This window comes from Pseudoalteromonas sp. CO342X, assembly GCF_004208915.1.
In the GTDB taxonomy this organism is placed as follows: domain Bacteria; phylum Pseudomonadota; class Gammaproteobacteria; order Enterobacterales; family Alteromonadaceae; genus Pseudoalteromonas; species Pseudoalteromonas maricaloris.
On sequence record NZ_SGPH01000040.1, the window covers coordinates 317,461 to 332,698 of the forward strand.

12 protein-coding genes are annotated in these 15,238 nt (G+C 42.3%); 4 read left to right on the forward strand and 8 right to left on the reverse strand.

Going from position 1 to position 15,238, the window contains the following annotated elements; translation table 11 throughout:
* Positions 1-3,066, forward strand: coding sequence for an efflux RND transporter permease subunit (locus EXT47_RS20325; protein WP_039495242.1), 3,066 nt, complete (start codon positions 1-3; stop codon positions 3,064-3,066).
* Between the two features lie 83 nt (positions 3,067-3,149).
* Here the strand turns inward: EXT47_RS20325 and rnd are convergent, their stop codons facing one another.
* The 3 genes from rnd to EXT47_RS20340 all read right to left on the reverse strand — a co-directional run bounded on the left by rnd (position 3,150) and on the right by EXT47_RS20340 (position 7,075).
* Positions 3,150-4,280 (reverse strand): ribonuclease D, encoded by a 1,131-nt coding sequence (gene rnd, locus EXT47_RS20330; protein ID WP_039495244.1) that lies wholly within the window; start codon positions 4,278-4,280, stop codon positions 3,150-3,152.
* Between the two features lie 77 nt (positions 4,281-4,357).
* Entirely contained in the window at positions 4,358-6,010 is a 1,653-nt protein-coding gene (gene fadD / locus EXT47_RS20335) for a long-chain-fatty-acid--CoA ligase FadD (RefSeq protein ID WP_039495246.1), read from the reverse strand.
* A gap of 192 nt (positions 6,011-6,202) precedes the next feature.
* Positions 6,203-7,075, reverse strand: coding sequence for an alpha/beta fold hydrolase (locus EXT47_RS20340; RefSeq protein WP_039495248.1), 873 nt, complete (start codon positions 7,073-7,075; stop codon positions 6,203-6,205).
* 188 nt (positions 7,076-7,263) lie between these two features.
* On the opposite strand from EXT47_RS20340, the gene EXT47_RS20345 reads away from it, so the two are divergent.
* Positions 7,264-8,556: an alkaline phosphatase gene (locus EXT47_RS20345; protein ID WP_039495251.1), complete on the forward strand. Its 1,293-nt coding sequence runs from the start codon at positions 7,264-7,266 to the stop codon at positions 8,554-8,556.
* Between the two features lie 287 nt (positions 8,557-8,843).
* On the opposite strand, the gene EXT47_RS20350 is transcribed toward EXT47_RS20345, so the two are convergent.
* From EXT47_RS20350 to EXT47_RS20365, 4 genes are all read right to left on the reverse strand, one after another.
* Positions 8,844-9,140 (reverse strand): hypothetical protein, encoded by a 297-nt coding sequence (locus tag EXT47_RS20350; RefSeq protein ID WP_039495253.1) that lies wholly within the window; start codon positions 9,138-9,140, stop codon positions 8,844-8,846.
* A 44-nt stretch (positions 9,141-9,184) separates the two neighbouring features.
* Positions 9,185-9,871 (reverse strand): tRNA (adenosine(37)-N6)-threonylcarbamoyltransferase complex dimerization subunit type 1 TsaB, encoded by a 687-nt coding sequence (gene tsaB, locus EXT47_RS20355; RefSeq protein WP_130127430.1) that lies wholly within the window; start codon positions 9,869-9,871, stop codon positions 9,185-9,187.
* Positions 9,861-11,699, reverse strand: coding sequence for an ATP-dependent DNA helicase (locus EXT47_RS20360; protein WP_039495257.1), 1,839 nt, complete (start codon positions 11,697-11,699; stop codon positions 9,861-9,863). Before EXT47_RS20360 ends, tsaB begins: the two co-directional genes overlap by 11 nt.
* Before the next feature lie 334 nt (positions 11,700-12,033).
* A complete protein-coding gene (locus EXT47_RS20365) occupies positions 12,034-12,378 on the reverse strand; it encodes a hypothetical protein (RefSeq protein ID WP_039495260.1) in 345 nt (114 codons plus the stop codon).
* Between the two features lie 278 nt (positions 12,379-12,656).
* On the opposite strand from EXT47_RS20365, the gene EXT47_RS20370 reads away from it, so the two are divergent.
* Positions 12,657-13,661, forward strand: coding sequence for a lipopolysaccharide assembly protein LapB (locus EXT47_RS20370; protein WP_130127431.1), 1,005 nt, complete (start codon positions 12,657-12,659; stop codon positions 13,659-13,661).
* A gap of 92 nt (positions 13,662-13,753) precedes the next feature.
* Here the strand turns inward: EXT47_RS20370 and EXT47_RS20375 are convergent, their stop codons facing one another.
* Positions 13,754-13,999 (reverse strand): hypothetical protein, encoded by a 246-nt coding sequence (locus EXT47_RS20375; RefSeq protein WP_010605471.1) that lies wholly within the window; start codon positions 13,997-13,999, stop codon positions 13,754-13,756.
* Between the two features lie 336 nt (positions 14,000-14,335).
* Here EXT47_RS20375 and hisG point away from each other — a divergent pair, with 336 nt between their 5' ends.
* Positions 14,336-15,235, forward strand: a complete 900-nt coding sequence (gene hisG / locus EXT47_RS20380) for an ATP phosphoribosyltransferase (RefSeq protein WP_039495263.1) — start codon at positions 14,336-14,338, stop codon at positions 15,233-15,235.
* The last annotated feature ends 3 nt before the right edge of the window (positions 15,236-15,238 follow it).

Here is a 15,238-nt window from a genome sequence, read left to right on the forward strand (position 1 = left end):
ATGAGTTTAGCCAAATGGTCAATTGAGAATAAGGTAATCAGTTGGATGTTTGCCTTGCTCCTGCTTATTGCTGGGGCGGTATCCTATTTGGGCTTAGGCCAACTAGAAGATCCTGAATTCACACTAAAAAAAGCCATGGTCGTGACCATGTATCCTGGTGCATCACCACAACAAGTGGAAGAGGAAGTCACCTTCCCGATTGAAAATGCAATTCAGTCTCTGCCGTATGTTGATTATGTTACTTCCATTTCTTCTCCTGGTAAGTCGCAGATCACTGTAGAGATGAAGAGTAAGTACCGTAAGAAAGACTTACAACAGATCTGGGATGAGCTGCGCCGTAAAGTAAATGATCTCTCGCCGAAGCTACCGCCAGGTGTTAGGCCGCCAAGCGTTATCGATGATTTTGCTGATGTTTACGGTGAACTCTACGCGATCACTGGCGAAGGCTATTCGTATGATGAGCTAAAAGACTACGTTGATTTTTTAAAGCGCGAATTAGTGCTAGTTGAAGGTGTGAGTAAGGTCACTGTTGCGGGTGAGCAGCAAGCACAAGTGATCGTCGAAATATCAACACAAAAACTGTCACAACTTGGCATTGCGCCTAGCTACATTTTCTCGTTGCTACAAGCTCAAAATACGGTATCTAATGCGGGTAAAATACGAGTTGGAGACGAGTCTATTCGCCTGCACCCTACTGGTGAGTTTACAGACGTTGCTGAGCTAGAGGGGTTACTTATCTCAAAGCCCGGTGCCAAAGAACTTATTTATTTGGGTGACGTGGCAAAAGTGACACGCGAGTATGCGGAAGTGCCGAATCATATTACACGTTTTGATCAAAAGCGTGCCTTGCTGGTTGGGGTTTCTTTTACTTCTGGTGTAAATGTTGTTGAGGTGGGCAAAGAAATCGAACATCACTTACAGCAACTAGAATATCAGCGCCCATACGGTATTACGATCAACACGGTTTACAATCAACCAACAGAAGTAGAAACCTCGGTTGATGGTTTCATCGTTAGCCTTTTAGAGGCCGTTGCGATTGTAATTATCGTTTTGCTTATTTTTATGGGTGTAAAGAGTGGTATTTTAATCGGCGGTATTTTGCTTATTACCGTGCTGGGTACCTTTATCTTTATGAAGATATTCGCCATTGATTTACAGCGTATTTCATTAGGTGCTTTGATCATTGCACTGGGGATGCTAGTCGATAATGCCATTGTTGTGACTGAAGGCATTTTGATTAATATTAAACGGGGTCAATCTAAAGTAAAAGCTGCTGTGAACATTGTTGAACAGACAAAATGGCCACTTCTTGGCGCAACCGTTATTGGGATCACAGCTTTCGCGCCGATTGGTTTAAGCTCAGATGCCAGTGGTGAATTTGCTGGTTCTTTATTTTGGGTGTTGTTAATTTCATTGCTACTAAGCTGGGTAACGGCAATCACCCTGACACCATTTTTTGCCAATATGATGTTTAAAGGACCGAAGGAAAAGTCATCAGATACCAGCGAAGAAGACGATCCCTATAAAGGTGTGATCTTCACCGTGTATAAATCCATGCTTACCTTCTGCCTTAAAAATCGCGCTATTACCATTATTTCTATGGTACTGCTATTAGTCGCTGCAGTTGTTGGCTTTAAATCGGTTAAGCAGTCCTTCTTCCCGGCTTCAAATACACCGATGTTCTATGTGGATTATTGGCATTATCAAGGTGCAGATATACGCAGCACGGCGAAAAATGTTGAGAAAATTGAATCCTTTTTACTGGCTGATCCTATGGTTAACGAAGTAACGGCAACGATTGGTCAAGGTGCGCCTCGTTTTATGTTGACCTATTCGCCTGAAAAACAATATGACGCTTATGGTCAGTTAATTGTACGTGTAAAAGACCGAGAAGCTGTAGTGGCTATGATTGCTAAGCTTCGCGATTATGAGCTTGAAAATGAGCTAGACGGACGTCTCAAAATAAAGCGCATGGAAATTGGTCCTTCAACCGACGCAAAAATCGAGGCTAGGTTCTCGGGACCAGATCCTGTTGTGTTACGCCAACTAGCTGAAGAAGCCAAAGGTATTATCAGCCAAGACGATAAAGCGTTTAATATTCGCGATAACTGGCGACAAAGAACCAAGTTGATCCGCCCACAGTTTAATGAATTGAAGGCGCGTCGTTTGGGGATCAGTAAATCTGATTTAGATCAGTTGCTACTGACTTCGGTGTCAGGTAACAAGGTAGGGTTATATCGAGATGGTACGCAACTGTTACCTATCATTGCACGTTCTCCTGAGGAAGAGAGGCTCAATGTTGAAAATCTTGGTGACTTACAAATATTCAGCCCTGTCCTTAGCGTTTACGTGCCAGTTTCACAAATCGTGGATGATTTTAGTGTCACTTGGGAAGATAGCCTGATCATGCGCCGCGACCGAAAACGTACCATCACGGTAATGGCTGATCATGACGTGATAGGAGATGAAACTCCAGCGAAGTTATTTGCAAGAGTGAAGGCGGATATCGAAGCCATTGAACTACCCCAAGGGTACGAGATGCAATGGGGCGGCGAGTATGAGTCGTCAAGCAAAGCGAAGAAAGCTATTTTTGGCTCATTACCAATCGGTTATTTAGCGATGTTTATGATCACTGTATTGCTCTTTAACTCTGTGAAAAAGCCATTAGTGATCTGGTCTACAGTGCCGCTTGCTATTATTGGGGTAACGGCAGGCCTTGTATTACTACAAGCACCATTTAGCTTTATGGCGCTGCTAGGCTTGCTAAGTTTATCCGGCATGTTGATTAAAAATGGTATTGTACTGATGGATCAAATAAACATCGAAATTGACTCTGGTAAGTCCCCTTACCAAGCGGTATTTGATTCTGGTGTGAGTCGTGTAAGGCCGGTGTCTATGGCTGCTATCACAACCATATTGGGTATGATCCCGCTATTATTTGACGTGTTCTTCCAATCCATGGCGGTCACCATTATGTTCGGTCTTGGTTTTGCGACCATACTGACGTTGATTGTATTACCTGTGTTACATTGCGTGTACTTTGGTATCGAACAACCAAAAGACTAGTTGAGTATCATCCACCTTCTTCGGAAGGTGGATGTTATTATCGCTTTCGCTGTTTATCTTTCACCTTTAAATCGACAGGAGTGCTACTGCCACCAACTGTCTAACTTATCTGCAACAAGCTCAGCCCTCCAGCCTAACGCAAGATCGGGTTTCATCAGCAATTGCTTTTCTTCCGGTGACTTTTTCCACGACCAGCTGATCACCTGGTTGATTTGTTTTTTCGAAGCAAACACATCAACCGGAATATCGTTAGTTTTGGCGACTTCGGCGATAACCTGTTTAATATCCTTGCACGCTGCTTTGTAACCTTTAAAGTCGATAAGCCTTCTCACGCGTTGTGGACAATCTTGTTCACTTACTTCTTTTGCTTTTTCTATACAGGCGAGAATTTCTTTACCAGAGCGATTAACTTCCATTGGCTCAACACCTGGAACATTACGTAAACTGCCCAGTGAGCTTGGACGACGTTTGGCGATTTCGACCATGTTATGTTCTTTAAGCACAAAATTTAGCGCTAAGTTCTTTTTCTCTGCCTTGGCTCTGCGCCACGCTGCAAGCTCTTTTAGAGTAGCAAGATCTCTAGGCTTAAGCTGCCACACGTTTTTGACATCAAGATAAAGTACTTCATCTGGTTGACGGAAGCTTCTCTTTTGGGCGAGCAACTCACTCTCTTGAAGCACTATGTTAAATAGCTGCTTTTCATTTACTCGCGCTTGAATAGTCTCAAAACATGGCAGTAAATGATATACATCGGAGGCGGCGTAATCTAATTGGCTTTGAGTTAAAGGGCGGCGTAACCAATCTGTTCTGGATTCACTTTTGTCAATGTCTACGTCTCTAAGTTGCTTCACCATATTAGCAAAACCAATACAACTACCCTCACCTAACAACTGTAAAGCAAACTGGGTATCGAATATTGGTGACGGGATAAAGCCTGCAAACTTTAGAAATACTTCGATATCTTCTGATGGAGAATGAAGTACTTTTAAAACACTAGTATCTGAAAACAGTGTCCACAGCCTACTAAAATCCATATCGGCTAGTGGATCGATAAGGGCAAGGTGGTTACCATCAAAGATCTGTAACAGAGCAATTTCTGGGTATAGGGTGCGACGACGCATGAATTCGGTGTCGACGGCGAGCACTTTGGCTTTCGAAATAGACAATACAAATTCATCTAGTGCTGTTTGGCTTTCAATAACTTGATACTGCACTGTTACTCCCATGCAATTTACATAACTAGCGATATCACGCTAGTTATAAAAAAGCCGGCTAGTGCCGGCTCTATTTGTTATTCTTTTAACGCTCTACGCAGTATTTTACCAACGTTAGTCTTTGGCAGTTCATCTCTAAACTCAACTAGCTTTGGTACTTTATAGTTCGTTAGATTATCTCGGCAATGTGCAATTATATCTTTTTCTGTTAAAGATGGGTCTTTTTTAACAATAAAAACTTTAACTTGCTCACCACTAACCTCATGTGGCACGCCAACTGCTGCAACTTCTAACACGCCTTCGTGCATAGCAACGACTTCTTCGATTTCATTAGGGAAAACGTTAAAGCCAGACACTAAGATCATGTCTTTTTTACGATCAACGATGTAGAAGAAACCGTCATCATCATAAGTAGCGATATCACCCGTTGCAAACCAGCCGTCTTTTAAACATTCGGCGGTTGCGTCTGGACGGTTGTAGTAACCAGCCATCACCTGTGGCCCTTTAACACACAGCTCACCGGGCTCACCTTTAGGTGTTTCATTGCCGTTGTCATCAACTATCTTAATGTCAGTGCTTGGTGCAGGTAAACCAATAGAACCGTTGTAGGCTTCAAGATCATGTGGGCAAATAGTAACTAGCGGCGCACATTCTGTAAGGCCATAACCTTCCATCAGCTTCGACTTTGTCACCTTCTGCCAGCGCTCAGCGACAGGGCGTTGCACGGCCATACCACCACCTAAAGACATTTTCAGGGTTGAAAAGTCTAGGTCGGCAAACCCTGGTGTGTTCAACAAGCCATTAAATAACGTGTTAACACCAGTGATAGCGGTAAATGGCACCTTTGCCAGCTCTTTTACAAACGCAGGCATGTCACGCGGGTTGGTGATCAAGATATTGTGACCGCCGTACTTCATAAAGGTCAAACAGTTCGCTGTTAATGCAAAGATATGGTAAAGCGGTAGCGCCGTGATAACGACCTCTTTTCCTTTAACTAATACTGTATCTAAACAGCCTGAAACTTGCTCTAGATTTGCTACCATGTTGCCATGAGTAAGCATCGCGCCTTTAGATACGCCAGTTGTACCGCCAGTGTATTGCAAAAAGGCAAGGTCACTTAGCGTCACATCAGGTTTCTGATATTTTGTAGGATCTGCTGCAATTACTTCTTTGAAAGGAATGGTATTTGGCAGGCTAAAGTCAGGCACCATTTTTTTGAAGTGCTTAACAACAAAGTTCACCAAGTGCTTTTTGAAGCCACCTAACATGTCACCAATTTCTGTCAGCACTACGTGCTTCACACTGGTTTTTGGTAAGGCCTGCTCCAGTGTATGGGCAAAGTTTGCAAGAATAAAGATAGCTTTTGACTCGGAGTCATTTAGCTGATGCTCTAATTCGCGCACGGTGTAAAGCGGATTGACGTTTACAACGGTACAACCAGCACGTAGTACACCTAAAATGGTAACTGGGGTTTGCAACAAGTTTGGCATCATGACCGCAACTTTATCGCCACGGCCAAGTTTCAATTCATTTTGTATATAACTAGCAACTGCTTTGGTTTTTTCATCAACTTGCTGATAAGTCAGTGTCTTACCCATATTGGTGTAGGCTGGATACTGAGCATAATCTGCAAAACTTTTTTCAAATAATTCAAGCAATGAGTTGTAATGCTCTGGGTCGATAGTTTCAGGCATACCTTCTGGGTAGCGCTTAAGCCAGATTTTTTCCACTCTTAGCTCCTGTGTTCTCGTTATTTTTATATTCACCCTAAACCATAAACGATGTAAGGCACTTTAACAATTGAGCAAATACTCTAAAAACGCCATATTCCCACAATATCTGAGGATTTACAATCTAGATGCTGTTGAAACGTGGGCTTTAGCGCTCTTTGTGAACTTTTCTTTCCTTGATTAGTTTATTCTTTACGCTCCTTCAGTTGTAAACGCTGTTTTGTCGCGGTTCTGGTGTACTTCAATTAGCTTATAGCAAATTTCCGGGTTTTCCATATGGCAATGGTGGCCGCCAGGTATTTTCTCAAGCCTGAGTGAGTCGAAACAGCCCTTAAATTGACTATATTGTCTGACAATCATGTCATAGCCTTGTTCCGCTAACACCAATAAGGTTGGAATGGATATCCCATTAAGCGCCGATTTTGCTTGAGAGATGGAATACCTAAATCCAGAGTGATGCTTTAGTCGGGGATCCAATCTAAGTTGCACGCCATCAGGATGCGGCTGGGTATTTCTTGTCACAAGCAGCGCTGCTATTTCTACAGAAACATCACTGATTTTACTGCGCAGTTGCGCAAGTGTATTTATATCAGGATAAACCCGTGGTTCAGATTGTTTTAATTTATCTCGGGAATTAAACGCATTAATGAGCTGGGTTTTGGTATCACTCTCTGAAGTACTCACAATCCCTATTCCCTCGATTAGTACCAACGATAAACAACGTGTTGGATAGCAGCTTGCAAACAAGTTAGCGATCATCGCCCCCATAGAATGACCAACAATATGGCATGTTTTGATCTGTGCTAAATCTAAAAAGCACTTTAAGTCATAGACATAATCGATAAAGTAATAAAAGGCGTCGGCACTTTTCCAATCTGAGTGTCCATGACCTGCGAAGTCAAGCGCGATATGTGTGTATTGTGTATTGCAAAATGGCGCAAACGGTACAAAACTGTTGCTGTTGTCTTGCCAACCATGAAGGTAGATAACGGTTTGCTTTCCCTCTCCCCAGCTTTGGTAGGAGAATGGCCCGATTTTTTGTTCTTTTATCGCATATAGAGACATCGACGAATTCTTTTAGTGTTCATTGTACCATCATTGATTTATCATCTTACCGTGACATATTTGAACTTACTATTTTGATTTGTTGAAAATATTTTTATCGAACATCCATTCTAATATGAATGTGTTTTAAATCGATCAAATAGTAGAGAATCACATACCTCTATCACAATAAGTACACGGGAATAACAATGAATTTCAAAACTAGCCTTTTGGCCTCATTTGTTGGATTAGTATTTGCGGCTCCGACATTGGCTGCTCCAAAAAACATTATTTATATGATTGGCGACGGTATGGGGCCGGCTTACACTACGGGCTACCGTTATTTTAAAGATGACCCTTCAACGAAAGTGGTTGACCCAACGGTTTTTGACGCTATTTTGGTAGGTATGGCGCATACCTACCCAGACGACGACACGGTTGTAACAGACAGTGCTGCGGGCGCAACCGCCTTAAGTACAGGAACTAAAAGCTATAATGGCGCAATTGCGGTAGATACCCATAAAGAACATTTGGAAACAATGCTTGAAGTGGCGAAAAGAAAAGGTAAAACAACCGCGCTTGTTGCCACATCGCAAATCAACCACGCAACACCTGCAAGTTTCGCGTCTCATAATGAATCGCGTCGTAACTATGACGACATTGCCAATGATTACATCGACAATAAAATCGCAGGAAAATTACCTGTAGATCTTATGCTTGGTGGTGGCACTAAATACTTCATTCGTGAAGATAGAAACCTAGTTAATGAATTTAAAGACGCAGGTTATCAATACGTCGATGCTTTATCTAAGCTTGATACGCTAAATAAAATTCCTGCGATGGGTCTGTTCGCAGAAGTAGGTCTGCCATTCGCAATTGATGAAGAGCCGCAGCGCCTAACTAAAATGACTAAAACGGCTTTATCATTATTGGAAAACCAGAATGATAAAGGCTTCTTCTTAATGATTGAAGGTAGTCAGATTGACTGGTGTGGACATGCCAATGATATCGCTTGTGCTATGCATGAAATGGACGACTTTGCAGAGTCAATTAAGCTGGCAAAGGCTTTTGTTGATAACAACCCAGACACTATCTTGGTGATCACAGCAGATCACTCTACCGGTGGATTAACGCTTGGTGCGAATGGTCAGTATCGCTGGGAGCGTGATGTGATCGCTAAAGTGAAAGGTTCAGCGGGCGAGATAGCAAAAGCACTTGCAAAGACAAAAGACGTTAAAGCAACATGGCAAGATCTCACAGGTCTTGAGTATGATAGTGTGACTGAGCTAAAAGTAAAAGAAGCACGTTCACAAGGTCCGAAGGCGCTTAGTGTTGTCGTAAAAGAGGCAATTAGTGATGCATCTTTCACCGGTTGGACAACGGGTGGTCACACCGCTATCGATGTACAAGTGTTTGCCCATGGTAAAGGTAAAGAAGCGTTCATTGGCTCGCAAAACAATACCGCAATTGCTGATAAACTGATTGGATTTATTAAAAAGTAAAAATCTTCATCTACTATTCCAAACAAAAAAGGTCAGCATTTGCTGACCTTTATGTTATCGAGTCTTGGAAGAGATAATATACCAATTAGCCTTAATACTTGCTCAATTTGAAGGAGCAAATCTGACGCTAACGGCGTTAAAAATTTCTCATTTAGAACAACTAAATAGCAAAATTTTTGTCTTGCCTACATGGATGCAGGTACCTTAGCGATAGCAGGACGCGGTAGCGGTGTTATCGACAAGATTTTCTCGCCTCAAAATAGACCACTTAATTAAGCGAATTGGTATTACGCGTAAACAGAAACGCCAATCATACTTTTGATCTCATCTCGTCTTGCTTCCGTTGCAATTGCTTTGTATTCACTAATTGCTTGTCCAGTACGAAAGTTAGGGCGGTCGTAGATAGTCGAACGTTGCTGCGATTGGAACTGCTCAACCAACGCAATGCCCTTTTCACTGGTTTTAATCTGAGCGGTATTGAGCTTAGCCGTATTTCCTTCATCAATAGCAGTGCTCACCGCCTTTTTAGGCTGTGGCTTTACTTGATATGTACCTGCTTGTTGAATGATTGAATTTAGTTTCACGGTTTAGCTCAATAAATACGATATGCTTGTATAAAAATACGCCTTTATTCTCGACCTGGCAACTTTTTCCACGTCACAGTATCTCTTACATATTGCGGCTGGGCGTCAGCTGCATCCACAGATAAGCCTTGTGTGAAACTATCGTCGGCTATAAACAGCATGTAATAAGCATCCGGTAACGTGATATTGTCAATGATTTCGCATTCAAGCTGTGTGGCAAGCTCTGAGAATGCTTGCCATCCTGTACCAACACCGGCCGCGCCAGTTGATGTAAAGTCGATATTTTCAGGTTTAATAACTGTTTCTTCGGTGCTTGGTTGAATAACACCACGAGTTTCGCCATTGTATTGGCATAAGTAGATCTCACCCATACGTGCATCTATTGCCGACACTACGCTGGACTTGCCTGCTTCCATGTATGCCTGTTGCGCCATCGCCTGCAAAGTTGAAACACCAACTAACGTAAGACCTGAAGAATATGCTAAGCCTTGCGCAACCGCTGTACTTATTCTCACCCCAGTGAAGCTGCCAGGCCCACGTCCAAATACAATGCCATCAAGCTCACTAAGGGTGATATCGGCTTCGCGTAAAATACGTTCAACTAAGGGAAGTATCTTTTGGCTATGCTGCTGTGGGCAAACCTCGAAGTGGCGAATAAACTTGCCTTCATAGTGCAATGCAATACTGAGTGCTTCGGTGGAGGCGTCTATGGCCAACAGGTTATTTTTCATTTTTATCAATATTCTCTAAAAATCGAATTGCCTTATTTATGTCTCTCGTGCGAGACATATCAGGCAAACTACTTAAAAACGTCTGGCCGTATTTTCTCGTAACTAAGCGATTATCGCAAATAATCAGTACACCTTTATCGGTAGCATCACGAATTAATCGCCCAACCCCCTGTTTCAACGCGATAACAGCTTGGGGGAGTTGTATTGCATCAAAGGGTTCTAATCCACGCATTTCAGCGTCTCGCATGCGCGCTTGCAGCAAAGGATCATCTGGTGAAGCAAATGGTAGCTTATCAATGACAACACAACTCAAAGTGTCACCTCTCACATCCACGCCTTCCCAAAAAGAAGCTGTACCAAGTAGTACGGCGTTACCGTGTCGAATAAATTGCTCTAAAATTATCCGTTTCGATGCTTGACCCTGCATAAATATGGGATATTGCAGTGCCGTATTAAGCCCTTCGTACACTAAATGCATCGCGCGATAACTGGTAAAGAGTAAAAATGTACGCCCTTTTGCAGCTTCAATCACCTGTTTTGCAAGCTTTACCAGCGCATGTGGCATTAAGTCGTCACGGGTTTCTGGCAAATAGCGTGGCAGGCATAGTAAAGCTTGCTGCTTATAGTCAAATGGACTATCAACAATAAATTGTGAGGTCGGTTTGAGTCCTAAGCTACGACTAAAGTGCTCTAGGGAGTTATCAACGGATAAGGTGGCTGAGGTAAATACAAAGCTTGCCTCAGTGGTTTTGACAATTTGTGCAAACTTACTTGATACATCAAGCGGCGTGATATGAATAGATAAAAAGCGTCTTGTGGTTTCGAACCAGTAACTAAATCCAGTTTGACTGGTATCAAAGGCACGTTCAAACTGATTTTTAAAGGTCATGACCTTTTCAAATGGGTGTTCTATTTTTTCGCTTCTATCCAGACAAAGTTTGAGCACTTTATAGAGAAAGTCTAAGTTAGCTATCACTCGATGCATGGCATCGCAAATCGGTTTATTCGCCAGCGCTTCACGCCAATCACCACGGGCACCATCGCCACCAAATACCAAACGCAAATCGGCGACGCTGGTTTCCAATTTATTGAGTGTTTTGCCAAGTTGCAACATATCTGGAATATCAGAACGGTAGATCACCCTTAAATCGTTAATAAGTGCCTGCAAAGCTTTAGTGCTGATAGTCTCACCAAAATAGTCACTGGCTATTTCTGGTAATTGATGTGCTTCATCGAAGATATAGCTATCCGCGGTTGGCATGAGCTCCGCAAAGCCTAAATCTTTTACGGCCATATCGGCAAAAAATAAATGATGATTGATCACCACAACATCGGCATCGACTGCCTTTAATCTTGCCTTTCGGATATAACAGTCTTCGTAGTCTGGGCACTCTTTCCCTAAACAGTTATCTGCAGTTGAGGTAACGTAGGGTAATACCTTTGCGTCTTCTTCGATACCCACACAGTCGGCTAAGTCTCCACTGTGTGTTTCAGAAGCGAACTTTGCAACCATGGCAAGTTGGTGCATAACATCTGGGTCGTCGGTTGGCACATGGCTCAAATGCTGTGATAAACGATAAGGGCAAAGGTAATTGGCCCTACCCTTTAGCAAAGTGACTTTTTTCCCACTGCCAAGCACCTTTTTTAGGGTCGGCACGTCACGATGGAATAATTGCTCTTGCAAGGCCTTAGAGCCGGTTGAGACGATGACTTTACCTTTAGACTGAAAGGCAGGAATAAGATAGGCAAACGTTTTCCCCGTTCCTGTTCCTGCTTCGGCGATGCATTGTCCACCATTTTGTATGGTTTCTTCTACCGCAATAGCCATATCAATTTGGGGCTGTCTTGGTTGATAGCCCGGGAAATGCTGGGCTAAAGGCCCCGTAGAAGAGAAAGTCGTAGATACAGCCAAAGTAATGTAGTTTACAAACAGACAGGTCGCGAAATTGTATGTGGCTAAGCATCAAATCGCAACCGCTGTTTGGCAATAACTGAGTGTGGATACCAATTGAATTAATTCTCTAATCAATTTGAAGGGTGAAATAGCATATTAGCTTCGTTAAAAACTTCTCATTTAGAACAACTAAATAGCAAAATTTTTGCCTAGCTACTAAAGCTATTTCCCCGCTTCGAAATAGATCATTTACTTAATACAACTGATATTACCTGTTAAGTTGTCGTTTAACCTTAATCATACCTACCCCACAAATAATGAAATACACGAGATACAAAGCGATGCGGTTAAGCCAAGTAGGTTCTGGCGAAGGCATGATAACACGCAAGTAATCGTTCAAAACCAGCATACCGACACCGACAATGATTGCTGTCAATTGAAAGTGGCGGTGATTGGCTGAAGAAATGGTAAACAAGGAAACTAGGAGCAGTACAAGGCTTAAGTAAAATGCTAAAACAGCCATGCTACCAGGCACAACACTGGGGGCTAACGCTAGCGCAGACAGACCTACAACGAGCCAACCTACGAGATTTTTTACTGATTTATACGACATGTTATTTCTCCTTAAATAAATGGTCGTTAATTTATGCAACCTTGTTTGATGTATTGAATACAAACAGAACTATCAAATGTATCGGTATCGAAACAGAACATGGCGAGTGTATCGATAATGGCACGCAAAATACAGTAAGAGTAAAGCGATAACAGCCTACATCATATTGATTGTATGAATAAAAATATAAAAAGTAAAAGCTGGTATCAAAACTGCAAATTAAGCTTACGTTAGAAAACACACAATAGTGATAATGGACACACTAAAAAGGACACAACATGTTTATTAAGTCGCTTATATATACCTCTTGCACGGTTATTATTTTGTATAGTGCTTTAACATATGCACAGCAACCCAATTCTCAAATAACAATGCTGGAGTCTGCTTTTTATCATCGTCAGTATCAGCAAGTCACTAAAATGCTTAACACGCTAAACGATAAAGAGCTTGATGCTGAAATAATGGCCGTGTCAGTTTCGGTTGCGCAAAATGATGATAATAAAGAAACACTGTTAAACACCTTAATTAAGCGCCATATAGACAATGCAAAGGTGCATTTTACTGCGGGTAATTTATGGTATCAAATTAAACAGCAGTCAAACCTTTTTAATAAACTTAGCTTAGTTGAAAAGTCTAACAAGCACTTTATAAGAGCCGCAGAATTGGCGCCAAATAATCCTGAGTACTTAGTATCTGCAGCGAAAGCATTAGCTATAGAAAGTGGCTTTTGGGATTCTGAAAAAAAAGCATCAAAAGCGATAGTTGATAGGCTAAAAGCAATGGATGACCGTTACTATAACTTGGCTTTGATGGATTACTTACAAAACACACAAAATGAAGAGTTAGCCCTAAAAACGGTAGCTTCTGTGGGTCAACATTATGCACAAGATATCGTTTTGATCCATCGAGCTGCTAACTTATTGTGGACTTTTTCAGCGAAAGACGCAGCGCAGCGTTTATTCACTAACGGGTGCCTGATTGAGCATATCGCATTAAGCCAACTACCAACGTGGAGAGATGCTTGTATTTCATCGGCTTATTTAGCGCTTCAGCAACACGGTGATAAGCGTAGGGCTGTTGACGCTATGGAACACTTATTGGAAAAAGAGCGAGTACAGGATGAGCAGCATATAGAGTATTTAATGCTTCAGGCTGAGTTGTACCGGGAGCTCAAACAAAGCGAAAAGGCTAGAAGTGCCTACCTTCAGGCATTGAATCTCACCAAAGAGCGTTCAATTGAGCGAGATGTTCACCGGGCTCTCGCTGGACTAGACGATACATAAGCTGGGTTCGAAAAAGCGGGTGGGATATGTTGGGGAATAGATATACCCTGGTATCGAAAGATGTTCAACAGGTTATTTTATGCAAAATAAATCTACGCCCATGTATCTAGATTCTCACCCTTATGTTCTTCGTGAGATTTTTCCTCCTCATCCTCTTCATCTTCGCTTTCTTTAATTTTTTCATGCTCAGCAGCTTGGCGTTTAAGTTCGATCTCGGTTTTTAGATCTTTCTTAACTTTTTCAATCTTATAGTGCTGCACACCAGCTACATGAAATGCAGACTTATGAGTTACATCTAGCCGTACGATTGGGCCTAAAAAAGGTTTGAATGCATCCATCTGTTCCCCCACTAACCTACTGTTGGTCTTACTTATTATCGGCTGTTATAAGCTATTCTTTAATTTGCGTTAAAAAATGATTGCCAAGTAGAACAAAATTATGTTTATCTATAAATGAACTTTTTGAACAGCAGATATATTACAAAGGTAACATCATGCTAATGACACTGACAGCAATTCATCATCACCATCATCATACGGGATAACCTGTCAGTTATTTCGCTGGTGGGTTATTCCTTAAAGGAACCTCCGGCGAAGCAAAAAGTATAGTCAAAGTTTATTTCGCCCCGAGGTTCCGCCTCGGGGTTTTTCGTTTAAAGAATTAGGAAATAAATAATGAGCAACAGCAACCGTTTAAGAATCGCAATCCAAAAATCAGGCCGTCTTTCAAAGGATTGCCAAGCCCTACTCAAACAACTTGGTGTAAAACTAAACCTACGTGAACAGCGTTTAATCGCCCACTCCACTAACATGCCTATTGACGTACTTAGAGTGCGTGATGACGATATTCCAGGCCTTGTAATGGACGGCGTTTGTGATTTAGGCATTGTTGGCGAAAACGTGTTAGAAGAAGTTCAAGCTGAGCGTGTTCGCAACGAGCAGTTCGCTGAAGTCACTAAGCTTTCAAAACTGGACTTTGGTTTTTGCCGCCTAGCGCTGGCGTGGCCACAAGAGCTAGGTCAACAGGAAAAAGCGTGGTTTAACGGCAAACGCATCGCAACCACCTACCCTGAGATTTTAAAGCAATATCTAAAACGTGAGAACATCGATGCTAGCGTGGTCATGTTAACGGGCTCGGTAGAAGTAGCACCTCGAGCAGGCCTTGCTGACGCGATTTGTGACTTAGTATCAACCGGTGCAACGCTTGAGGCTAATGGCCTTATGCAAGGCGATACCATCTTAGAATCTAACGCTTGCCTCATTCAAAATGCAGCATTGACTGACCAAAGTAAGCTTGCACTGATCGATAAGCTAATGCCACGCCTTAAAGGGGTGAAACAAGCAAAAGAAAGCAAGTACATCATGATGCATGCACCAAAGAATAAGCTAGATGAAGTATGTGCGTTACTTCCAGGCACAGGCCAACCAACTTTACTTGCACTTGCTGGCAGCGATGAATATGTTGCACTTCACATGGTCAGCTCCGAAACCCTATTTTGGGAGACGATGGAAGAGTTAAAAGCGCTTGGTGCTAACTCGATTCTCGTCATGCCAATAGAAAAGATGATGGAGTAACAG